Origin of the sequence: Idiomarina seosinensis (genome assembly GCF_003987275.1) — a bacterium.
GTDB classification, from domain to species: Bacteria; Pseudomonadota; Gammaproteobacteria; order Enterobacterales; family Alteromonadaceae; genus Idiomarina; species Idiomarina seosinensis.
This window is the reverse complement of the sequence record NZ_PIQF01000002.1, coordinates 308,766-328,492: the sequence shown is the minus strand read 5'-3', so window position 1 is coordinate 328,492 and position 19,727 is coordinate 308,766. Positions and strand designations below refer to the sequence as shown.

At 47.0% G+C, this 19,727-nt stretch carries 21 protein-coding genes; 6 read left to right on the top strand and 15 right to left on the bottom strand.

Annotation, left to right across the window (positions count from 1 at the left end; all coding sequences use genetic code 11):
• Nucleotide 1: 1 nt before the first annotated feature.
• Nucleotides 2-772, bottom strand: coding sequence for a pimeloyl-ACP methyl ester esterase BioH (gene bioH, locus CWI81_RS07885; RefSeq protein ID WP_126784760.1), 771 nt, complete (start codon nucleotides 770-772; stop codon nucleotides 2-4).
• A 34-nt stretch (nucleotides 773-806) separates the two neighbouring features.
• Between bioH and CWI81_RS07880 the strand changes: the two genes are divergently transcribed.
• The 3 genes from CWI81_RS07880 to CWI81_RS07870 all read left to right on the top strand — a co-directional run bounded on the left by CWI81_RS07880 (nucleotide 807) and on the right by CWI81_RS07870 (nucleotide 3,674).
• On the top strand, nucleotides 807-1,502 hold the full coding sequence (locus CWI81_RS07880; RefSeq protein WP_126784759.1) for a ComF family protein: 696 nt from the start codon (nucleotides 807-809) through the stop codon (nucleotides 1,500-1,502).
• 80 nt (nucleotides 1,503-1,582) lie between these two features.
• Nucleotides 1,583-2,161 carry a Fe-S biogenesis protein NfuA gene (gene nfuA, locus CWI81_RS07875; RefSeq protein WP_126784758.1) on the top strand — a complete coding sequence of 193 codons (579 nt, stop codon included), beginning with the start codon at nucleotides 1,583-1,585 and terminating at the stop codon, nucleotides 2,159-2,161.
• Nucleotides 2,162-2,276: 115 nt separating this feature from the next.
• Nucleotides 2,277-3,674, top strand: a complete 1,398-nt coding sequence (locus tag CWI81_RS07870; RefSeq protein WP_126784757.1) for a DUF4397 domain-containing protein — start codon at nucleotides 2,277-2,279, stop codon at nucleotides 3,672-3,674.
• Here the strand turns inward: CWI81_RS07870 and CWI81_RS07865 are convergent.
• Nucleotides 3,648-4,967: an MATE family efflux transporter gene (locus tag CWI81_RS07865; RefSeq protein ID WP_241970388.1), complete on the bottom strand. Its 1,320-nt coding sequence runs from the start codon at nucleotides 4,965-4,967 to the stop codon at nucleotides 3,648-3,650. The two genes, CWI81_RS07870 and CWI81_RS07865, sit on opposite strands and share 27 nt — an antisense overlap.
• Nucleotides 4,968-5,007: 40 nt before the next feature.
• On the opposite strand from CWI81_RS07865, the gene CWI81_RS07860 reads away from it, so the two are divergent.
• Nucleotides 5,008-6,099 (top strand): polysaccharide deacetylase family protein, encoded by a 1,092-nt coding sequence (locus tag CWI81_RS07860; protein WP_126784756.1) that lies wholly within the window; start codon nucleotides 5,008-5,010, stop codon nucleotides 6,097-6,099.
• Here CWI81_RS07860 and CWI81_RS07855 read toward each other — a convergent pair.
• Genes CWI81_RS07855 through CWI81_RS07835 form a run of 5 tightly spaced genes read right to left on the bottom strand, consistent with a single transcriptional unit; the run spans nucleotide 6,096 to nucleotide 9,917 of the window.
• A complete protein-coding gene (locus CWI81_RS07855; protein ID WP_126784755.1) occupies nucleotides 6,096-6,713 on the bottom strand; it encodes an SCO family protein in 618 nt (205 codons plus the stop codon). The two genes, CWI81_RS07860 and CWI81_RS07855, sit on opposite strands and share 4 nt — an antisense overlap.
• Nucleotides 6,714-6,727: 14 nt before the next feature.
• A complete protein-coding gene (gene cyoE, locus CWI81_RS07850; RefSeq protein WP_126784754.1) occupies nucleotides 6,728-7,624 on the bottom strand; it encodes a heme o synthase in 897 nt (298 codons plus the stop codon).
• An 11-nt stretch (nucleotides 7,625-7,635) separates the two neighbouring features.
• Nucleotides 7,636-8,625 (bottom strand): COX15/CtaA family protein, encoded by a 990-nt coding sequence (locus CWI81_RS07845; protein WP_126784753.1) that lies wholly within the window; start codon nucleotides 8,623-8,625, stop codon nucleotides 7,636-7,638.
• 6 nt (nucleotides 8,626-8,631) lie between these two features.
• A complete protein-coding gene (locus tag CWI81_RS07840; protein WP_126784752.1) occupies nucleotides 8,632-9,174 on the bottom strand; it encodes a hypothetical protein in 543 nt (180 codons plus the stop codon).
• Nucleotides 9,171-9,917 carry an SURF1 family protein gene (locus tag CWI81_RS07835; RefSeq protein ID WP_126784751.1) on the bottom strand — a complete coding sequence of 249 codons (747 nt, stop codon included), beginning with the start codon at nucleotides 9,915-9,917 and terminating at the stop codon, nucleotides 9,171-9,173. The genes CWI81_RS07840 and CWI81_RS07835 overlap by 4 nt, the downstream gene beginning before the upstream one ends.
• Here CWI81_RS07835 and CWI81_RS07830 point away from each other — a divergent pair.
• Nucleotides 9,895-10,110 (top strand): DUF2909 domain-containing protein, encoded by a 216-nt coding sequence (locus tag CWI81_RS07830; protein ID WP_126784750.1) that lies wholly within the window; start codon nucleotides 9,895-9,897, stop codon nucleotides 10,108-10,110. The genes CWI81_RS07835 and CWI81_RS07830 overlap by 23 nt on opposite strands.
• A 38-nt stretch (nucleotides 10,111-10,148) precedes the next feature.
• Here the strand turns inward: CWI81_RS07830 and CWI81_RS07825 are convergent, their stop codons facing one another.
• The 6 genes from CWI81_RS07825 to lexA form a co-directional block, all read right to left on the bottom strand.
• Nucleotides 10,149-11,024, bottom strand: a complete 876-nt coding sequence (locus tag CWI81_RS07825) for a cytochrome c oxidase subunit 3 (RefSeq protein WP_126784749.1) — start codon at nucleotides 11,022-11,024, stop codon at nucleotides 10,149-10,151.
• Between the two features lie 13 nt (nucleotides 11,025-11,037).
• Nucleotides 11,038-11,616 (bottom strand): cytochrome c oxidase assembly protein, encoded by a 579-nt coding sequence (locus CWI81_RS07820; protein ID WP_126784748.1) that lies wholly within the window; start codon nucleotides 11,614-11,616, stop codon nucleotides 11,038-11,040.
• Between the two features lie 5 nt (nucleotides 11,617-11,621).
• Nucleotides 11,622-13,208 carry a cytochrome c oxidase subunit I gene (ctaD, locus tag CWI81_RS07815; RefSeq protein ID WP_126784747.1) on the bottom strand — a complete coding sequence of 529 codons (1,587 nt, stop codon included), beginning with the start codon at nucleotides 13,206-13,208 and terminating at the stop codon, nucleotides 11,622-11,624.
• 10 nt (nucleotides 13,209-13,218) lie between these two features.
• Complete coding sequence (gene coxB / locus CWI81_RS07810) at nucleotides 13,219-14,340, bottom strand: cytochrome c oxidase subunit II (RefSeq protein ID WP_126785010.1); 1,122 nt, start codon at nucleotides 14,338-14,340, stop codon at nucleotides 13,219-13,221.
• A 305-nt stretch (nucleotides 14,341-14,645) separates the two neighbouring features.
• Entirely contained in the window at nucleotides 14,646-15,080 is a 435-nt protein-coding gene (locus tag CWI81_RS07805; RefSeq protein ID WP_126784746.1) for a polysaccharide deacetylase family protein, read from the bottom strand.
• Nucleotides 15,077-15,694: a transcriptional repressor LexA gene (lexA, locus tag CWI81_RS07800; protein WP_126784745.1), complete on the bottom strand. Its 618-nt coding sequence runs from the start codon at nucleotides 15,692-15,694 to the stop codon at nucleotides 15,077-15,079. The genes CWI81_RS07805 and lexA overlap by 4 nt, the downstream gene beginning before the upstream one ends.
• Nucleotides 15,695-15,848: 154 nt before the next feature.
• On the opposite strand from lexA, the gene plsB reads away from it, so the two are divergent.
• Nucleotides 15,849-18,302 carry a glycerol-3-phosphate 1-O-acyltransferase PlsB gene (plsB, locus tag CWI81_RS07795; RefSeq protein ID WP_126784744.1) on the top strand — a complete coding sequence of 818 codons (2,454 nt, stop codon included), beginning with the start codon at nucleotides 15,849-15,851 and terminating at the stop codon, nucleotides 18,300-18,302.
• Here plsB and ubiA read toward each other — a convergent pair.
• The gene (gene ubiA, locus CWI81_RS07790) at nucleotides 18,297-19,151 is read right to left on the bottom strand and encodes a 4-hydroxybenzoate octaprenyltransferase (RefSeq protein ID WP_126784743.1); all 855 of its coding nucleotides are present in this window, start codon (nucleotides 19,149-19,151) and stop codon (nucleotides 18,297-18,299) included. The genes plsB and ubiA overlap by 6 nt on opposite strands.
• A complete protein-coding gene (locus tag CWI81_RS07785) occupies nucleotides 19,148-19,717 on the bottom strand; it encodes a chorismate--pyruvate lyase family protein (protein ID WP_126784742.1) in 570 nt (189 codons plus the stop codon). Before CWI81_RS07785 ends, ubiA begins: the two co-directional genes overlap by 4 nt.
• Nucleotides 19,718-19,727: the final 10 nt, after the last annotated feature.

Sequence of the window (19,727 nt, the reverse complement as noted above, 5' to 3'; positions counted from 1 at the left end):
TTTAGTCGTGGCGCTGGACAAACTGCCGATAGTTGTCGGCGAAAGACTGGCTGGCTGAAACAAAAGGAGTGTGCGCGCAGTGTTCAAACAAATATTGGCTGGAGCTTGGCGCTAAGCGATTGACTAGCGGTATAGCTTTAGCGGGTACCAACGTATCGAGGCGACCATAAAAGCGCGTAAAAGGGCAGGTGATGTCTTCTAAGCGCTCTCTCAGGTCAGCCGTTTCTAAAATAGTTAAGCCATTTTTCAAACTTTCGGGATTACCCAGCGGTTTGTCGAAGACCCAACGTTTGACTTGCTTAATCTGTTCTTTCGCTTGTGGACTTCCCATAGCCTGGACCGCCAAAAATCGTTCAATAGTTTTGGCAAAATCTTGCTCTATTTGTTGGTGGAATTGACGTATTAACACCGGCTTAATGCCGGGCCATTTCGGTGCTTCGATAAAGTGCGGTGACGATGCAACGGTTGCAAGCGTTTGCACTCGGTGCGGATAGTTCAATGCTATTTCGGTTGCAATAAGTCCACCGAGCGACCAGCCGAGAAGATGAAACTTAGCCGGTAGCTGCTTTACTATGTGGGCACTCACTTCCCCTAGGTTGTCGCTTAATATCTCTTGGTTACTATCACCAAAACCTGGGAGGTCGATAACTGTAATACGATGATGCTGAGCCAGCTCAGGAATTAACGGGGTCCATACATTAGCATTCATTCCCCAGCCATGTAGCACGACGATATCAGACCCGTTACCTTGTGTTTGTTGCCAAATACTCACTATAGTTTGTCCACTCGCTAGCTTAGGGAGCTTTATGCTAACCAGATTGCGGCATTTAGCCAATGCTTTTAATGCCAATTATTGCTTACTTTGCAGGTTAACAACCGTTAACGAACTGGGTATTTGCGCAGACTGCTCTCAAGCAATCCCCCGTTGGTTCCCTCGCTGTTGTTTGCACTTAGCCTCAGAGACAGGAGCTCAGGTTGATGGCGTGCTAATTTGTGACTACTGGTTTGCCTGTTTCCGCTGGAATCAGTTCAGTAAAGCGCTAATCTATCGCTATAAAGAGCTCGGCCAAACTGAACTATCGGTATGTTTAGCTCATTGCTTAGCGGGGCATCTAGTTTGCTGCTATCGGGAACACCGACTGGACTTGCCCGACTGTATTGTTGCCATGCCAGTGATTCGTTCCCGCTGGCAGCAGCGCGGCTTCCACCATACCGGATATATTGCAAAGAAAGTGAGCGAGCTACTTGGCGTTCCATATTATGCCGGAGTATTAAGGGTTATTAGGCCCTTACCGGTCCAAAAAGGCCAGACTCGTGCTGAACGATTGCAAGCCGCTCGTGGCAGTCAATTTTGTCGATTGAACGTTAAGGACAAGGTAGTGGCTGTACTCGATGATGTGATTAGCTCCGGCGCAACGATGGGCGCTGCGGCCTCGGCCTTAAAAAAAGCGGGCGCTACAGCGGTGCATGGCTGGGCAGTTATCTATAATCAAGGCGACTAGCCAGCGAGACTAACATACGGTAGACTATAACCTAGTAAATTAGTCAAGTTTTACTCAGGTAAATTCCAGAGGTGAGCAGTATGATTCGAATTACGGAAGCTGCACAGCAGCATTTCGGTAAACTATTAGCCGAACAACCTGAAGGAACAGGCATCCGTGTTTTCGTGGTTAATCCAGGATCACCGAATGCTGAGTGTGGCGTATCTTATTGCCCACCGGATTCGTTCGAAGCGGATGATGAGCGGTTACCCTTTAATGGCTTTGACGCTGTTGTGGACTCCGGCAGTGCGCCTTTCCTTGAAGATGCGGTTATCGATTTTGAAGAACAGGAAATGGGCTCACAGCTTACTCTAAAAGCACCCAATGCCAAGGCTCGTAAAGTAGCCGATGATGCACCCTTAATAGAGCGAGTTGAGTACGTTATTCAGGCTGAAATTAACCCACAATTAGCTAATCACGGTGGGCATGTCATGGTGACTGAAATAACCGATGAAGGCTTTGCCGTGCTGCAGTTCGGTGGCGGTTGTAACGGTTGCAGTATGATCGATGTCACCGTTAAAAATGGGATAGAAAAGGAGCTGTTAGAGCGCTTCCCAGATGAAGTGACAGGTGTTCGTGACGTAACTGAACATGAGCGTGGAGAACATTCTTACTATTGAGTCTGTGGCCTATACAAGGAGTTGGGTCTTTACACTTTATTGTTAACAAGATGTGATCCCTCGCACTTAAAAACCGCGTATTGATATTTGCCCTAATCATTACGAGGAAATTATCATGCGAGGAATCACGAAGCTCAGTGTACTCTCTTTATCGTTATTTGTCTTGTCTGGCTGCTGGCTTGACGATGATAACGACAACACATCATCGGTAACTCCGCCGGAACCCGAGCCGCAGTCGTCTTATCTGAGGATACACCACACCTCGGCTGATGCGCCCAATGTTAATGTTTTGGCCGATGGCAGTGCGCTGCTTGAGAACGTTCCATACCAAGCATCATCAGATATTCTGGAAGTTGATGCTGCCAGCTACTCCGTTACTGTTCAGGGTATCCTCCCGGACGACACAACCGTTGACGCCATCGGGCCTGTTGATTTGGACTTAGAGGCAGATACACGGTACGACGTATTCGCTATCGGTAATGTTGGTGATGAATCTCTGGAGCCGTTAGTCATAGCCAACCCGGTCAGTGAGGTTGCTAGTGGAGAAAGCCGTTTGCAGGTTGTGCATGCTGCCTACGATGCGCCAACTGTTGATGTTTATTTAACCGCACCGGATGAAGAGTTAGCCAGCGCTTCGGCAGCTGCGACACTTGAATATGGTGATTACACCGGACAAATAGACGTCAATGCGGGGGATTACCGAGTCCGCTTAACGCCTGCTGGCGAAACAACAGTAGTCTACGATTCAGGTACACTGCCGTTAGCCGACGGTGGAGATTATGTGGTGTCAGCAACCGATGATGTCGAAACAGCAGGTAGCCCCGTTGCGCTGCAAATTGCTACGGGCGTTGGTGCCGATACATTGTTAGTACCAAGTGCTGACGCAGGTAGCGATTTGCGGGTTATTCATGCAGCTGCTGATGCCCCTGCGGTTAATGTCACGTTGAATGAGGCAGCAGAGCCACAAGTCAGTGAACTTGCCTTTACCGAATTCACGCCCTATCTAAACGTTCCTGCTGGCGATTATTCGGTCGATGTTGCTGTGGCTGCTGATGGTACTAATGTTTTAAGTGGTGAATTGGCACTTGAAAATTCGACCAGTTATAGCGTTTATGCAGTCGGAGCCGTCGAAGATGGTAGCCTGGGATTACAGGTTCTTACAGAAAACCGTCGCACTATAGCCACCGCAGCACAGCTACAAATTGTTCATGCTGCGCCATCGGCAGGTGAGGTTGATATCTATTTAACAGAAACAGACGACATCTCAAACGCTGACCCAGTGCTAACCGGTATTCCATTTGTCGTGGATGAGTTGGTTACTACCGGTAACGTGCAGGTTTTCCCTGGTCAGTATTTTGCGACAGTTACCGCTGCAGGCACCAAAGAGGCAGCTATTGGTCCAGTCGAGTTAACGCTAACTGATAGCGGGCTTTATACCATTGTTGCGGTTGATGCTGACGGTAGCGGTTTACCACCACAAGTTATTCTATTGGATGACTTTGTAGCCGAGTAACCATAGCAATAGGGCTTGAAACAGCCCCCGCATTAGTAAAAAGCCGCTCAGAGCCATCCATAAGCCATGGTTCTGCAGCGGCAATCCTAGCCACCAAAGCGGCAAAAAGCCAAATATCGCCGCCATAATCATTGTGTTTCTCATTCCCCGGCTTAACGATAAGCCAATATAAACCCCATCAAACCAGTAACTCCAATGACCTACCAATGGCATTATAATGATCCAGGGTAGGTATTCCTTTGCTAGTTTAATGACTTCAGGTATGTCAGTGATTAAACCAATTATTTGGGCACCAGCCAGTGCGAAAATACAAGTGTAGGCAACAGCGAATATCACCGACCATAGCAAGGTTATCCGACACCAGTAGCTAATGCGCGTTGGATCTTTTTTACCTTTTGCTGCACCGGCGAGTGCCTCTACCGAGTAGGCTATTCCGTCTAAGCCAAGTGAAATAAGCATCAAAAATTGCATGAGCACAGCGTTAACGGCAACCAGAGTTGAACCGTATCGTGCTGCGTAGCCTGTCATGGTTGCCATGCATAATTGCAACACCAGGCTACGAATTAGAATATTGCCATTAACACCTAAAAATTGAGTAATAGCTCGCTTATTAATAGTGACTGACCGGAATGACCATTGCAGCGCTTTAGCGGACCAATAAAGGCCGATGGCCGCTGTGACGTAGTCCGCTACAAGTGATGCTGTGGCTGCACCGACTACATTTAAATCAAAGCCGATAATTAAGATGACGTCCATTAGCACATTAACGGCATTGGTGATTATCGCCAACCACATTGCCTGCCGGCTTTGTTGCCGTCCTAACAGGACGCCCAGCGTCACTAGCGTAACGAGTGCTGCTGGAGCTGACCAAAGCCTGATTTCTATATATTGGCTGGCTAACGGGACAAGTTCCGCCTGCGGAGCGACGACCCACAAGGAAAAGTCACTAATAAAGGGAGCCAGTAGTGCTAACAGCAGGCCTATACCTATGGCTAGAATGAGGCCGTGGCTGAGGTGCTGTTGCTGTTGACTGAGACTACCGGCACCGTACGCCTGGGCGATATAGCCAGTCGTCGCCATTCGTAAAAAAACCGCCAGTAGGTAGATAAAGCTGACTACCATCGCTCCGATAGCCACCGCCGATAAGTAGATAGCGTCGGGCAAATGGCCTATGATGGCGGTATCGACTAAACCCAGCATTGGCGCAGCAATATTCGATAAGATCATTGGCAGCGCGATGGCAAAGACGGTTTTGTGATCTTTTTTCGGAAAACTGAACAATCTAAACAACAATGGGTTCTCTCAGACTATCGAGCGAATTGAGGAGTGTAGCATGAAAATAAAGTCACTGGCGTTAGCCACTGTGTTGATATCGGCCTGTGGTGATAGTGCTTCGCAGGAAGCGACTAATGATGCTAGCGAGATGCACGAGCCAAGTGTTGCTATTCTTCAGTACCATCATGTATCGGCCAGCACGCCGTCGGTAACATCTATTGCGCCGGAGCAATTTAAAGCTCACCTGGACTACCTGAAAGACAATGATTTTCGGGTTGTTTCTATCGAAAAAGCGCATGAACGAATTGAGTCAGGTGAGAGCTTTCCGGCTAAAGCCGTGGTTATTACATTCGATGATGGATACAAGAATGTGTATCACAACGCGGCGGATTTGTTAGAACAGTACAATATGCCTTATGCGGTGTTTGTAAATCCGGATTTAATGGAAAAAAGCCCGTCCGCTTATATGGGCTGGCAACAGCTAGAGGACATACAGCAGCGAGGTGCGACAATCGTTAATCATGGCCAAACTCATGATCATCTAATTCGGCGTCATGAACAAGAGACTGAACAAGAGTGGCAGGAGCGTATGCATTACGATGTAATGTCCGCGCAACGGGCAATTGACAAAAACCTTGGTGAACAGCCTAAATACTTTGCTTATCCATACGGTGAATACGATCCCGCATTACAAAATTTACTAGCGCAATGGGGTTTTTTGGGATTTGCTCAACATAGCGGCCCGTGGAGCCCCTATAGTGATAAAACTGCGATCACACGGTTTCCAGCTTCGGGTATCTATGCAAATCTGGAAACACTTAAAACGAAGTTAAACAGTCTGGCACTTCCTGTGGTGAATTATTCCCCAAGTGTGCCATTGCTTGCGCACTCAGAAAAAACGCCAACACTACAAGTTGAGCTGGAATATAACGAAGAGGTACGAACCGATGCACTACAGTGTTTTCGGGGCTCAGAGGTGTTAAGTCCGGAATGGGTCTCCGAACAGACCTTTACAGTCACAGTACGCAACGATTTACCAATTGGGCGTTCGCGAATTAATTGTACGGCGCCATCTAAAGCGACAGATTCGTATTATTGGTTCTCAGCTGCATTTATCCGGCCTGACGAAAACGGCAGCTGGCCAGATTAGCCGGCGATAATGGCGAAGTCCTTTTGTAACTGCTGCATATCAACTACCGGGATTTCGCCAGGTTCATGTTCTGCGTTGAAAATAGCAATTCGTTTACCGTCTGGGTTGACCAAGATGATGGCGGCACTATGATTAACCAGATAGTTTTCTTCGCCTTCATCAGGTAGTGAATACATTAGGCCTAAGTCTCGAACAAACGGGAATAACTCGGGGTGGTCTGCCCGAATGCCGACGAATTGTTTACCGAAATAGCCGGTATATTGCTTTAACCGCTCCATATTATCGCGCTTCGGGTCAACCGATATCATCCAAACTTTAACCGGTTTGTCAGCTTCATCCTGCAGTACTGGCAACGCTTGTTTCAGGTCCGACATGGTAGTTGGGCAGATATCAGGACAAAAAGTGTAGCCTGTGAATAGGATCGTCCATTGTCCTTTCAGCGCATTATTACTGATGGCTTGTTGCGAGTCGGTCGACTGCAGTTCGAAAGCTTTTAAGGCACGAGGTGGCTCATAAATAAGCGCTTCGGGCTCTGGCTTGGGCCACATTTGATAGGCCGTGAAGCCAATAATAGCGGCAAGTAATGCGGCCACAAGATAGAGGATTTTTTGCATAAGTTAACGCTCGCCTATAGATAATGGTCGATCAGTAGCACAACAAATAGCAACATTAGGTGCCAGATAGAAAAAGCGAACATGTTAAACGCTGTCTTCTTGCTCGGAGCATATTTAAGTTTCCAGGCATATCCGAGAAATATTGCATTGAGGACGGTTACGCCGACTAAATATATCGAGCCGGACATGCCAATTAAGTAGGGTAATAAACAGACTACTGACAGCAAAATGGTATACAACAAAATGCACGTTTTAGTGAATTCTACGCCGTGGGTCACCGGCAGCATAGGTACTTTAGCGCGTGCATAGTCTTTTTCCCGGTGAACGGCAAGAGCCCAAAAATGGGGCGGCGTCCAGGTGAAAATGATCATTACCAATAAAATAGCAGGTGCGTGAATCTCGTTAGTTACCGCGGTCCAGCCGAGTAGTGGTGGCGCGGCTCCGGCGAGCCCGCCAATAACGATATTTTGCGGAGTAGCACGCTTCAGAAACATGGTATAAACCACCGCATACCCGACCATACTGGCAAATGTTAGCCAGGCAGTAAGCGCATTAACCCAGACATACAAGGTGGCAAAACCTAACAAGCCGATAATGGCTGAAAAAGTAGCAACCTTAACCGGTGACAGATTGCCTTGTGGTAATGGACGCCGCAATGTCCGGGCCATCTTCGCATCAATGTGGCGATCAACTAAGTGGTTAATAGCGGCTGCAGCTGCTGACATTAAGCCAATGCCCGTTAAAGCCGGTAACAATATAGAAAACGCAACCCATTCGGACTGTGCTAATGCCATACCAACAACGGCGGTTAAAAGTAGTAAAGCAACTACCCGAGGCTTGGTGAGCTCAAGATAGTCTCGCCACTGAGCGCTGCGTTGTTCTAGTTTTTTTGTTGCAACGTGAGCGGGCATAGTAAACTCCTTTATGCCTTTCTGGATAAGTTATAGTTTAACGCCACCAGAGACAGTAATAACAAGGCTCCCACTGCGTTATGGAAGACGGCTACCGAAAGCGGTAAGTTAAAGACTACGTTACTAATACCGAGCGCAATTTGCAAAATTAATAACAAGCTTGTAACAAGCAATGAGCTGCGGAAAAAGCTGGAAACTGCTTTTCTCCAACATTTAAAAATCAACCAGCCAACCACCAACGTCGTAATGATAGCTCCGATTCGGTGAATGACATGCATGGTCATACGATCATCGTAATCGTGAGCGCCAAATTGATAGGTGTTGGCTTCAGGGATGCTAAAGGCTCCGGAAAAATCCAGGTTGCTAGTCCAGTTTCCCTCGCAAAATGGTAGTTCTGTGCAGGCAACCGCAGCGTAGTTCGCTGCCACCCAGCCACCTAGGGCGATTTGGCAGATAACCACTATCAAAGCGAAAAATGCCAGTCCTCGATAGCGCCTAAGTTCTGGGTCGCCGCCGCCAACCCGGTAAGGCTCTAATCTTAAGCTAAGTAAAAATAGTAAGGAAACAATGCTGAAGCCACCCAGCAAATGACCCATGACAATCAGCGGTTGCAAATTCATCGTGACCGTCCACATTCCCAGCGCAGCCTGGAAAATAACCAGTGCCAATAAAAAGCCGGGAAGTTTAACAGGCGTTGGTTTTTGGCTTGGCTGTCGTTTTTGGAACCAGGAGGTAATCGCAATTGCCAAAATTAATAGTCCCAGCGTTCCGGCAAAATAGCGGTGAATCATTTCATACCAGGCTTTGTCGATTTCTACCGGAGAGTCTGGATAAAGTGCCTCAGCTTGTTGGATTTGATCCGCCTGCGATGGTACCGATAAAAATCCGTAACAGCCCGGCCAATCCGGGCAACCCAGGCCGGCTTCAGTTAGACGAGTGAAAGCACCTAAAACAATGACACAAAAGGCTAAAACCACACTTATTTTAACGAGCGCACGCATGCCGGTTTATCCTATTCTAGAAAGTTTTAATAACTTACGAATGTCTGCAAGGACATTTTTGCCTTCCAAAATCATCGCTTCTTTGTCGGTGTGAGTGGGGTAATACAACATCACGTTATTCAGAGGGTCGATGATAAACAGGCTAGCTTCAGGCAGTTCGGATAAGGTATCTATAAGCTTCGGGGCAACCATTGTCTGAATATCAAACTGATTGCTGTATTGCTCCGCAGAAGGTCCTTTCGATTCGCTTAACACAATGGGTGTGAGGCGATCAGAGTCTTTGCCAACGGCGACGTCAACCTGATTCATGACGAAGATGGCATTTTGACAGCGTTGTTCACATGAGGCTGGGGCCAGATACGCTAACTTCCAGCCGTCCGGCAGGTCTGTCGCTTCCTGCAGTGATACTGGATTGGCTATCAAGGTGCCTTTATTGGTGCCAGCCTGATACCAGTGCTGATTAAGAACAACCCAGGCAACAATAACTGGCAATAAAAAGGCGACTAAGACAATAAGTAATGTACGTCGTGAGCGATTTAGGGAGCTCATGAGGTCTCCTCTCGTTTTTGTTTATTAATTTTTATAATAGCAATAGTAAAAATCACCAATGCAGCGAAAGCAAGCGAAAACCACTGTAATGCATAGCCGTGGTGTTTAGCCGGAGGCATAACTTCAGGTTGCCAGTTGCGTTTAAAACCATGTGGCGAATTTTTATCAAGTAATACCACAAAAGACGTTAGGGGTATGCCTGTTATTTCGTTTATTTCTCCCGGAATAAACTGTTGTACGCGGTTCGGCCAGCTGACCGTTTGGGGTTCTACCACCTGATTGATAAATACGTTTGCTTCCGGGTATTGAACGAGACCCTCTAGGGTGATTTTTTGTGTAGGAAGCTCAATGGTTGGTAGTTGCTGGCGTGACGAGGGCGCTTTTACCCAGCCCAAGTTTACTGGTATGTACTGCTCTTTTGAGGCCGCTTCAAATAACCCAATAACGTGATAGCCTGGTTGGCCATCGACCAGTTGGTTGTCGATTAAGAAAATCCGAGTTTGATCAAAATCACCAGTAACGGCTACTGGCTCAAACCGTTCCGGTGGTCGGTTAACAGTATTAAGGTTGGTTCGCTGGCTTGCTGCCAATGTCTGGCTGGTGTTGTAGTCATCGAATAGCGCTTGTTTTTGTGCCGCTCTGTCTAATTGCCAAAATCCTAACTTGACCATTACTGCAACTGCAAGCAGAGTAATAATCAAAGCCACTAAAGGAATTTTTATGCTAGCTATTTTTAAAGTCATTATTGTCGCGTTACTTCTCTATATGGTCTTTAACTTATTTCGGGCGCTCTTTGTAATGCTCCGAAACGACCCCAACAAACCACCAATGACAAAATATTTAGGTAAGCGGGTAGGCATTGCAGCTATTGTGCTGCTGGCCATGATAATTGCAGCATATGCAGGCTTTTTACCACTTAACCCGCGACCTTATTAAAGGCCGCGGGCCACATTTGCTGATAGTCGATGTTGATACTAAATAACGTATACAAGAACAAATAGGCAAATCCAGACAACGTCGACAAAGTGCCAATACCAGCTGGTAGCCTGAAAGGCGAATTGATTATCTGGTGAGAAATGTCCCTTAACAACGCGTAAGAACATTACAATCAACATAATAGTTCCTAACGTCACATGCATGCCGTGAAAGCCGGTCAACATGTAAAAGGTATTCCCGTATATGCCTGAATCCAGGGTCAAGCCCAGTTGTTCATAAGCGTGTACGTATTCTGCGCCTTGTAGATATAGGAAGATACAACCGAGAACAATAGTGACTCCCAGCATTATAGTCAGCTGTTTGCGCTTGTTTTCTTCCAAACCTACGTGTGCAAAATGGCAGGTTATTGAGCTAATTACCAAAATAACCGTGTTGATCAACGGTAATCCATACCAACCCATTCCCTGCGTCTCGGTGCCACCGGGAGTCTCAACTAATGGCCATTGGGCAACAAACTGAGGCCACAGAACTTCTGCGGTCATTGCGTTATTGCTGGCGCCATCAAGCCATGGAATGGAAATTACCCGGGCGTAAAATAATGCACCGAAAAACGCGGCGAAAAACATAATTTCCGAGAAAATAAACCAACTCATGCCTTGTTTGTATGAAACATTAAGTTGATCGCTATGCATGCCTTGCATGGACTCATTAATTTGGTCGCGAAACCAACCAAAGAGCATTACGGCCATAACAATAATGCCCAGCGTTAATACGGTGCTACCGTAGCCTTCTTCAGCATTGCTGATGTTGATAACCGTACTGCCTGCGCCCCAGGCAATTAAGCCTAAACCAATGGCGCCAACGATGGGCCAGGGGCTGGATGGCGGTACATAGTAACTTTGTTGTTCTGCCATAACGACGTTTTCCTTATTCTGATGTTTGTAGCTGAGCCAAAGTCTCAGCCGTCGCATTGGCTGTCATATCGTACAGCGTGTATGACAGTGTTAATGTGGTTATATGGTCCGGAATTTCCGGATCCAGGTAAAACTGCATTGGCATTTCGGTATTGTCACCCGCCGCTAACGGCTGCTGATTAAAACAAAAGCATTCCACTTTATTTAAATACAGTGAAGCTTCCGCTGGTGCTACCGATGGAATTGCTTGAGCAACCATGTCGGAGCGTGTCGGGTTATCGGCGAGAAAATTCACCACCCGGACCTCTCCAGGGTGCACCTTTACTTGCTTGATCGACGGTTCAAATTTCCAGGGGATCCCCTGTGCATTGCGAGTGATAAACTGCACGGTGACAGTCCTGGATTTATCCACTTCGGTGTGGGTTACCGCAACCGCCTCGTTATTTGTGCGACCATTAAAACCGGTAACTTCACAAAAAACATCGTAAAGCGGCACGAGTGCAAACCCAAAAGCAAACATGCCAGCGACTGTTAGTAACAGTCGCTTCACAATTTTGCCGTTATCAGCGCGATTAGCGTTCGAGTCTGACATACCAATTACTCTACCTTAGGTGGTTTTTCGAAGGTGTGATAAGGCGCAGGTGACGGTACTGTCCACTCTAACCCTTCTGCTCCTTCCCACGGCTTGGCCGCTGCCTTTTCACCACCACGAGTGCATTTAATCACCAGCCATAAGAAAATAAGCTGTGATAAGCCAAAGGCGAAACCACCGATGCTGGCAATTTGGTTAACATCTGCAAACTGCACTGCATAATCCGGTATCCGTCTTGGCATACCTGCTAAACCAGCAAAGTGCATTGGGAAGAAAAGTACATTAACCGAAATCAATGAGGTCCAGAAATGCAGTTTGGCTAGTGTTTCGTCATACATATAGCCGGTCCACTTGGGTAGCCAGTAATAGGCTGCGGCCATAATTGAGAACACTGCGCCGGTAACTAGCACATAATGGAAGTGAGCAACAACAAAGTAAGTGTCATGATACTGAAAGTCGACCGGTGTTATTGCCAACATCAAGCCAGAGAAACCACCAATGGTAAATAGGATGACAAACGCCAAGGCGAACAACATTGGCGCCTCAAACGTCATTGCTCCCCGCCACATGGTCGCAACCCAGTTGAATATTTTGACCCCGGTAGGAACTGCTATCAGCATCGTACAGTACATAAAGAACAGTTCTGCAAATACCGGCATGCCGGTAGTAAACATGTGGTGAGCCCAAACTAAGAACGACAAAATGGCGATCGAAGCAGTGGCATAAACCATTGATGCGTAGCCAAACAAGCGTTTTCGGGTAAACGCCGGGATAATGGCGGAAATGATACCAAATGACGGCAGGATCATTATGTAAACTTCGGGGTGCCCAAAGAACCAGAATATGTGCTGGAACATCACCGGATCACCACCGCCGGCGGCATCAAAGAAACTGGTACCGAAGTACTTGTCGGTGAGTACCATGGTGACGGCCCCGGCCAACACCGGCATGACTGCAATTAACAGGAACGCTGTAATGAGCCACGTCCAAACAAATAGTGGCATTTTCATGTAGCTCATGCCTGGCGCACGCATGTTGGTTATTGTCACGATAACGTTAATGGCGCCCATAATCGATGAGATGCCAAGAATGTGTATAGCGAACACAAAAAACGCAGTGGAGTCGTTACTGTAGGTGGTTGATAGAGGAGCATAGAAGGTCCAGCCAAAGTTGGGGCCGCCCCCTTCCATAAACAGTGATGACAACATAACTGCGAAGCCAAAGGGTAAAATCCAAAAGCTCCAGTTATTCATCCTCGGAAGTGCCATGTCCGGAGCTCCGATCATCATCGGAATCATCCAGTTAGCAAGACCAGTAAATGCCGGCATGACCGCGCCGAATACCATGATCAAACCATGCACTGTGGTCATTTGGTTAAAAAAGTTAGGTTCTACCAGCTGCAAGCCTGGTTGAAACAACTCGGCGCGAATAACCATAGCCATGGCACCGCCGATGAAAAACATAATAAAACTAAACCAAAGATAAAGAGAGCCTATATCTTTGTGATTTGTGGTAAACAACCAACGAGTAATGCCGTACGGCTTATGATCGTGGTGTTCGTCGTGATGTGTATCATCCACTACTGTGCTCATCACCGTCTCCTTATTGATTCATTAGTTCGTTGATGTCTGCGGCTTGCACCGTTTCACCGGTGTCGTTACCCCAAGCGTTACGCTCGTAGGTGATAACCGCCGCTAGCTCCTGCATACTAAGCTGTTGCCCGAAAGCTTGCATTGCAGTGCCTTGTACACCGTTAACGACAATATCAATGTGTTGTTGGCGCTGGTCAGGATCCACAGAAACGCCTTCACCTGCTAACGCAGGGAAAGTTCCTGGAATTCCTTGGCCGTTCGCCTGGTGACATGCAGCACAGGTGCTGTTATAAATTTTTTCGCCCATGGCCATTAGGTCGTCCATAGACATTTCCATATCCAGTAGCTCCTGCTCACGCTCTTTAGCAGCGATTTGCTCCGCTTCTGTTTCTTCAATCCACTGTTGATATTCGGCCGGTTCCTTGGCTATAACGACAATTGGCATAAAACCATGATCTTTACCGCAAAGCTCTGCGCACTGTCCGCGATAAATACCGGGTTCTTCAATGCGAGTCCAGGCTTCATTGATAAAACCTGGATTGGCATCTTTTTTAACCGCGAAATCAGGTACCCACCAGCTGTGGATAACGTCGTCGGAGGTGACCAAAAAGCGAACTTTTTTGCCGGTCGGTACGACTAATGGATTATCAACTTCGAGTAGGTAGTTCTCGCTTTTTTCAAACTTATTCTGAATCTGCTCTTGCTGCGTTGCGAGACGGCTAAAGAACTCGACTTCATGCTCGAAGTACTCGTAGTGCCACTTCCATTGAGAACCCGTAACTTGCACCGTTACGTCAGCATCGGAAGTATCTTCCATGGCGATCAGTGTTGAGGTCGCCGGTATTGCCATTCCTACCAAAATTAAAAAAGGAATGATGGTCCAGGCAATTTCAACCTTTACACTTTCATGGAACTTAGCCGGTTCCCGGCCTTTTGATTTTCGGTGCCGTATCATTGAAATGAACATCAGGCCAAATACGATCACACCAATGACACAGCAGATATAAAAAATGGTCATATGGAGGTCGTAGACACGGTTACTGACGTCGGTGACACCTTCGGTCAGGTTTAGGCGGTTTTGGGCTTGTGCAGAAAACCCAAATAAAGCCATTAGTGCCAACAGCGGCTTCATTTTCACGTGACTTCTCCTCTTATTCTTCTTCAAGCATGATAATTGTTGCTATTGATGAAGAACAAAGAGGTAAGCAGAAAAAGGAACAGCATCTCCCCAGAAATCTCTTTCCCTACCAACTCTTTGTTGTCGTTTTATTTGTTATATTAATTTATATAGTTGGGTAGTGTCATTTATTAACGAATTTAAGCACAAAGATCCAGATCAAATGTGCCGTTTGCATGAAAAATAAGCTGATTTGTTAAAAAAAAAGGCTGCCGAGGCAGCCTGAACACATTATTTTGTGGAGATCAACTGAGTGGGGCTCAGTGCAGGTGAGAAAATAATGTGTCCTCTTCAAACAAAAAACTTTCGGTTTGGCTGAGTCGGCTTGCCATTTTTATTCGTTGATTAAAACGGGCTTCGATACCATTAAGCCATCCAATGATAACGCCGCTGGTACCGGCGAGGGTTGCTTGTTCCAAAGCCCACTCGCGTTGTTGCTGATTAGCGGTTCTGAACCAACGAATACGTTTCATCGGAATTCCCGCCGATAATAATTGAGCGATGAACTCCCGTTGACCGCCAACAACCGTGATCCATTGTTCAGCAGAACAAGCGAGGCAATAGTCGATAACAGCTTGTAGCGGTTCTGCTGCGGTTTGCTCAGCCTTATTATTAACATCTATAGGGTGGCTCGTGGGGGTACTACTTTGCCACAGTCCTGGGTGTTGATGTTTGATTGTCTGTTGAAACTTCATAGTGTAGCTCCATTGCGTATAACGCCAACTGCCAATCCCTCGATAGCAAATACCTGCTGTGAGAGGTCGACGACAATTGTTGAAAATTCCTCGTTTTCCGGATGCAGCAATACCTGACGACCTTTTTGTTCAAATCGTTTAACAGTGACTTCATCCTCTACGCGGGCGACTACAATCTGCCCATTTTTCGCCTGTTCGGTTTTATGCACGGCAAGCATGTCACCATCTAAAATGCCTATATCACGCATACTCATGCCATTAACCTTTAGCAAAAAGCTGGCCGCTGGATAAAACAGACTTTCGTCTACCTTAAAGTGACCCTCAATGTGTTCTTGAGCGAGTATTGGGGAACCGGCCGCGACCTGACCTATGAGCGGTAAACCTTCCTCTATTTCATAATCGTCGCTAACGAGTCGAATACCGCGTGACATTCCTGGCAGAATCTCGATAACACCTTTACGCGCCAAAGCCTTCAGGTGTTCTTCGGCGGCGTTAGCCGACCGGAAACCTAATTTAGTAGCTATTTCTGCGCGCGTTGGTGGCATTCCTGTTGCGTGCAGATTATCTTTTATTAATTCCAGAATTTCCGATTGTCGGGCTGTTAAAGGTCGCATAATGTTACCTGTTTATTTGTACAGTATACTGTGAGTATATACAGGTAAATTTATTTCGCAAGTAGATTTTCAACAACGACTTTTTTGCCAGCAGTTGTTATCCTGTATACTTCTATTAGTTTTGTTTTAAACGCGACAGACGCTTGGGAATTAGATGGCAACTCAAAGCTGGCTTTATTCGATGGTTAAACATCCACTGCGGTGGATGACTCGTTTTATCGCAATTGCTGATGATGTGGATGAGCAGCGGAGTCCGTTAGGAACTCAGCCATTAGTCTACGTCATGCGGTCAACCTCGAAAGCGGATTTCTCGATTTTACAGCGGGCTGCCGCGGCGAAGAAGTTGCCGGATCCACAGCATCCGCTAACGGTAAATGGTAAATCATTTCCGCGGGTGATGTTTCTGGAGCAGGCTAAAAGTGATTCAAATGAACAAGCTATTGAAGAGTTTCAGCAACTGCTAAGTGCTCACCAAGCGGATCCTGAACTGGATATTCAAGTGTGCCCGGTCGGCGTTTTCTGGGGCCGTAAGCCCGGTCAGGAGGCGAATGCCGGTGCAGCAATGACGGGAGATCTTGACGATCCTGGTCCATTACTTAAATTTTGGTTAGTGCTATTTTCCGGACGCCAGGTTTTGTGTCGTTTTTCACGCCCAGTTAGTTTGGGAACGATGGCACAACAAAGTGGTAGCGATTTTAAAATAGCGCACAAGTTGGCACGGGTTGCACGAGTGCATTTCGTTCGGATGCGGCATGCAGTTGCGGGCCCCAAGCTGAGTGATCGTAATGAGTTAATGCAAAGTCTGATTGATTCACCGGCTCTTAAAAAGGCCGTGGCTGACGAACAAAAAAGTAATAAGACCTCTGCTGCGGCAGCGCGTAAGAAAGCGTTGAGCTATGTAAACGAAATTGCCGCAAATTATAGTGAAACGCTGGTACGTGTTTTAGATCGCTTTATGACCTGGATGTGGAGTCGTATTTACAACGGTATCGAGGTCCGGGGTGGGGACAACATCCGAAAATTGGCGCAGCAAGGACACGAAGTGATTTACGTTCCCTGTCACCGAAGCCATATGGATTACCTGTTGTTGAGCTATGTTATTTATAAAGAGGGTTTGGTACCTCCGCATATAGCCGCAGGCGTTAACCTTAATTTCTTCCCGGTTGGTTCAATTTTCCGGCGCGGTGGCGCATTTTTTATACGTCGCAGTTTCCGTGGTAATAAATTGTATTCAGCTGTATTTCGCGAGTACCTTTGCTGGTTATTCCAAAAAGGTTACCCGGTTGAGTATTTTGCTGAAGGAGGCAGGTCGCGCACCGGACGTTTGCTGCCACCTAAAACGGGAATGCTGGCGATGACAGTGCAGGGCATGCTGCGTGGTCAACAGCGACCTATTTCTCTGGTTCCTGTGTATTTGGGTTATGAGCATATCATGGAGGTTTCGACCTACCTGAAGGAGCTTAAAGGTAAAAGCAAAGAAAAAGAGTCGATGTGGAAAGTGTTAGGTTCGGTTAGAAACCTTAAAAATTTTGGGCAGGGCTATGTGACCTTTGGTCAGCCTATTAACCTAAAAAGCTTTCTTGACCAGCAAGTTGATAATTGGCAGTCGTCTATAACCCGGGGAGCGGAAGAGCCGGAGCGCCCAAACTGGTTAACGCCAACGGTAAACCGGCTGGCGGAGACAGTGATGCGAGGCATTAATGATTCAGCAGCCGCCAACAGCGTTAACCTTAGCGCGTTAGCTTTGCTCAGTTCGGAGCATCATGCTCTAACGCGCGAAGAGCTGTTACTGCAGCTGCAAGTTTATTTAGGTCTTCTGCAAGAAGTACCTTACACCGAACGCGTTAATGTACCGCAAGTTTCGGCTGAGGAATTGTGGCGACAGGCCAGTAGAACCGATAAATTCACTATCGAAGATGATGCGATGGGGCAGGTAGTGTCGCTGGAAAGCGCCAATGCTATTGCTATGACCTACTATCGCAACAACATACTGCATTTGATGATTGTTCCGGGCATTGTGGCGACCATCATGGTTGCAAAAAAACAGCAAACAGCCGAACAAATTGTCGACCGCATACAGCAAGTTTATCCGATGATACAAGCAGAGCTGTTTTTGTCGCACGAAACAGAGGATATTGCACTTTGGGTTTCAGCAATATTAGAGGAGTTACAACGACAGCAGCTAATTACCTATCGCGATGGTAATTACCATATGGTCTCGCGTGAATCGCCGCAGTGGCTGCAGTTGCAATTATTAGGTCGTAGTGCCAGCGAGACATTGCAGCGCTACAGTATCGTCTTAGAGTTACTACAGCAGGCGCAGCCAATACAGCGCGCAGAATTAGAGCGTCACTCAATAACACTGGCAGAAAGGCTGAGCTCCATTCATGGTATTAACGCGCCTGAGTTCTACGATAAAAAAGTGATGACGACGTTTATCGGTAGCCTTAAGTCACAGCAGCTGCTGCAGGTAAATGACGATGGGCAACAGATTGCTGCACCGGAGATCGGGCCGTTAAGCGACATGATTGATGAGCTTATCGATCCGCCCGTCTTACAGACTATTCGACAGTCGGTTCAGCAATTATTGATAGAAATGAAATCATAGAAACCAGTAATGCCAGGCAAGCCCCACGGTATAAGTCATACCGACATAATGGTTATGTAAAAACGCGCGAAAGCATTTGCCTGGCTCGCGCTCTTTAATTAACCAGTGCTGGTAACCAAATAACCCTAAAATAATCAGTAGGCTTATTGTTAGCGGCCAGCTCCAGCTAAATAAGAAGGTGATATACGCTAATAATCCGGCGGTGATAATTTGCAATAAGCCAATTACGAGTCGGTCATAGCGTCCGAATAATATTGCGGTACTACGTATACCAACTTGCAAATCGTCTTCTCGGTCGGCCATTGCATACTCTGTATCGTACATTACAGTCCATACAACATTCGCGACAAATAACACTCCGGCAGTAAACCATAGTTCAGAATTCTGGGCGCTAAATGCCATCAGAATGCCAAAGCTAAAAGCGACGCCCAACACCACCTGTGGCAAATGCGTCCAGCGCTTACAAAACGGGTAGAGCGCTGCCACACCGGCTGCGACAAAACCTAGCATGACGGTCTGCGTGTTAAATTGCAGCAGGATAATAAACGCCGCGAAAAGCAATACGACGAATAACAAAACGGCTTCGGTTGGTGATACTTCTCCGGCGGGGAGAGGGCGCTGATGAGTGCGACTAACGTGACCGTCTAAATTTCTATCGGCAAAGTCATTGATGACACACCCCGCTGAACGCATCAAAAAAGTACCAATCATAAACAACGTGAACAACTTAAGTGATGGCTCACCGGATGCGGCGATTAATAATGCCCAAATAGTGGGCCACGCTAACAGGTAAGTTCCAATTGGGCGGTCTGCCCGCATTAATCGCCAGTAGGCGTTCAATTTACTCATGATAACTCCTGATAGAAGGGTACCGGCGAAAGAAAAACTTCACTGACCAGCACTTGCTGTCCAGAGGTCTGGAATAGACTTCTGCGCCCCCACAGCGGATGAGATTTTTCGTGTAACTTTTTATTAAGCTTAGCGATTGAATTGTTAATGTCCAATTTGCTGACCTCAAACGGGCTGCGCAACAAATCCGTTTGATCAAATAACGACTGCCCCAGTGATGTGCTACCAATATTGGATAAATTTAGGTTTTTTTGGTTAACGGCCGATAACGGAAAAATACTGCGGGCAAATACCCATGGCGTATCATCGCAACTCAGTATAACCTCACGAACAACGGCTTCGAATGGCACACGTTTGTGATGACGGCGGAACATATCAAACTCTGACTCAAATACTGGGGCAGTTTGCTGACCAATAACATGAACGCTAAAGTGCTGACTGTGTAGTTTAAGTTTTTGCGTTAACGAGCCCTCTGCAAGCAGCCAGCTTTCAGCTGCGGCGGGTAGATCCGTTACTTCAGGACGTTGCCAGTGACTGGGTTGAGCAAGTGGAAACCTAATGGTCATATTAGTTGGG

What these genes read in the sequence shown, in the direction of transcription:
- CWI81_RS07855 (WP_126784755.1), bottom strand. Translation starts at nt 6,713, where the DNA reads ATGCAAAAAATCCTCTATCTTGTGGCCGCATTACTTGCCGCTATTATT.
- CWI81_RS07840 (WP_126784752.1), bottom strand. Translation starts at nt 9,174, where the DNA reads ATGAGCTCCCTAAATCGCTCACGACGTACATTACTTATTGTCTTAGTC.
- ctaD (WP_126784747.1), bottom strand. Translation starts at nt 13,208, where the DNA reads ATGAGCACAGTAGTGGATGATACACATCACGACGAACACCACGATCAT.
- plsB (WP_126784744.1), top strand. Translation starts at nt 15,849, where the DNA reads ATGGCAACTCAAAGCTGGCTTTATTCGATGGTTAAACATCCACTGCGG.
- CWI81_RS07785 (WP_126784742.1), bottom strand. Translation starts at nt 19,717, where the DNA reads ATGACCATTAGGTTTCCACTTGCTCAACCCAGTCACTGGCAACGTCCT.
- CWI81_RS07805 (WP_126784746.1), bottom strand. Translation starts at nt 15,080, where the DNA reads ATGAAGTTTCAACAGACAATCAAACATCAACACCCAGGACTGTGGCAA.
- nfuA (WP_126784758.1), top strand. Translation starts at nt 1,583, where the DNA reads ATGATTCGAATTACGGAAGCTGCACAGCAGCATTTCGGTAAACTATTA.
- CWI81_RS07825 (WP_126784749.1), bottom strand. Translation starts at nt 11,024, where the DNA reads ATGGCAGAACAACAAAGTTACTATGTACCGCCATCCAGCCCCTGGCCC.
- lexA (WP_126784745.1), bottom strand. Translation starts at nt 15,694, where the DNA reads ATGCGACCTTTAACAGCCCGACAATCGGAAATTCTGGAATTAATAAAA.
- cyoE (WP_126784754.1), bottom strand. Translation starts at nt 7,624, where the DNA reads ATGCCCGCTCACGTTGCAACAAAAAAACTAGAACAACGCAGCGCTCAG.
- ubiA (WP_126784743.1), bottom strand. Translation starts at nt 19,151, where the DNA reads ATGAGTAAATTGAACGCCTACTGGCGATTAATGCGGGCAGACCGCCCA.
- CWI81_RS07860 (WP_126784756.1), top strand. Translation starts at nt 5,008, where the DNA reads ATGAAAATAAAGTCACTGGCGTTAGCCACTGTGTTGATATCGGCCTGT.
- coxB (WP_126785010.1), bottom strand. Translation starts at nt 14,340, where the DNA reads ATGAAGCCGCTGTTGGCACTAATGGCTTTATTTGGGTTTTCTGCACAA.
- CWI81_RS07845 (WP_126784753.1), bottom strand. Translation starts at nt 8,625, where the DNA reads ATGCGTGCGCTCGTTAAAATAAGTGTGGTTTTAGCCTTTTGTGTCATT.
- CWI81_RS07870 (WP_126784757.1), top strand. Translation starts at nt 2,277, where the DNA reads ATGCGAGGAATCACGAAGCTCAGTGTACTCTCTTTATCGTTATTTGTC.
- CWI81_RS07835 (WP_126784751.1), bottom strand. Translation starts at nt 9,917, where the DNA reads ATGACTTTAAAAATAGCTAGCATAAAAATTCCTTTAGTGGCTTTGATT.
- CWI81_RS07820 (WP_126784748.1), bottom strand. Translation starts at nt 11,616, where the DNA reads ATGTCAGACTCGAACGCTAATCGCGCTGATAACGGCAAAATTGTGAAG.
- CWI81_RS07880 (WP_126784759.1), top strand. Translation starts at nt 807, where the DNA reads ATGCTAACCAGATTGCGGCATTTAGCCAATGCTTTTAATGCCAATTAT.
- CWI81_RS07830 (WP_126784750.1), top strand. Translation starts at nt 9,895, where the DNA reads ATGCTAGCTATTTTTAAAGTCATTATTGTCGCGTTACTTCTCTATATG.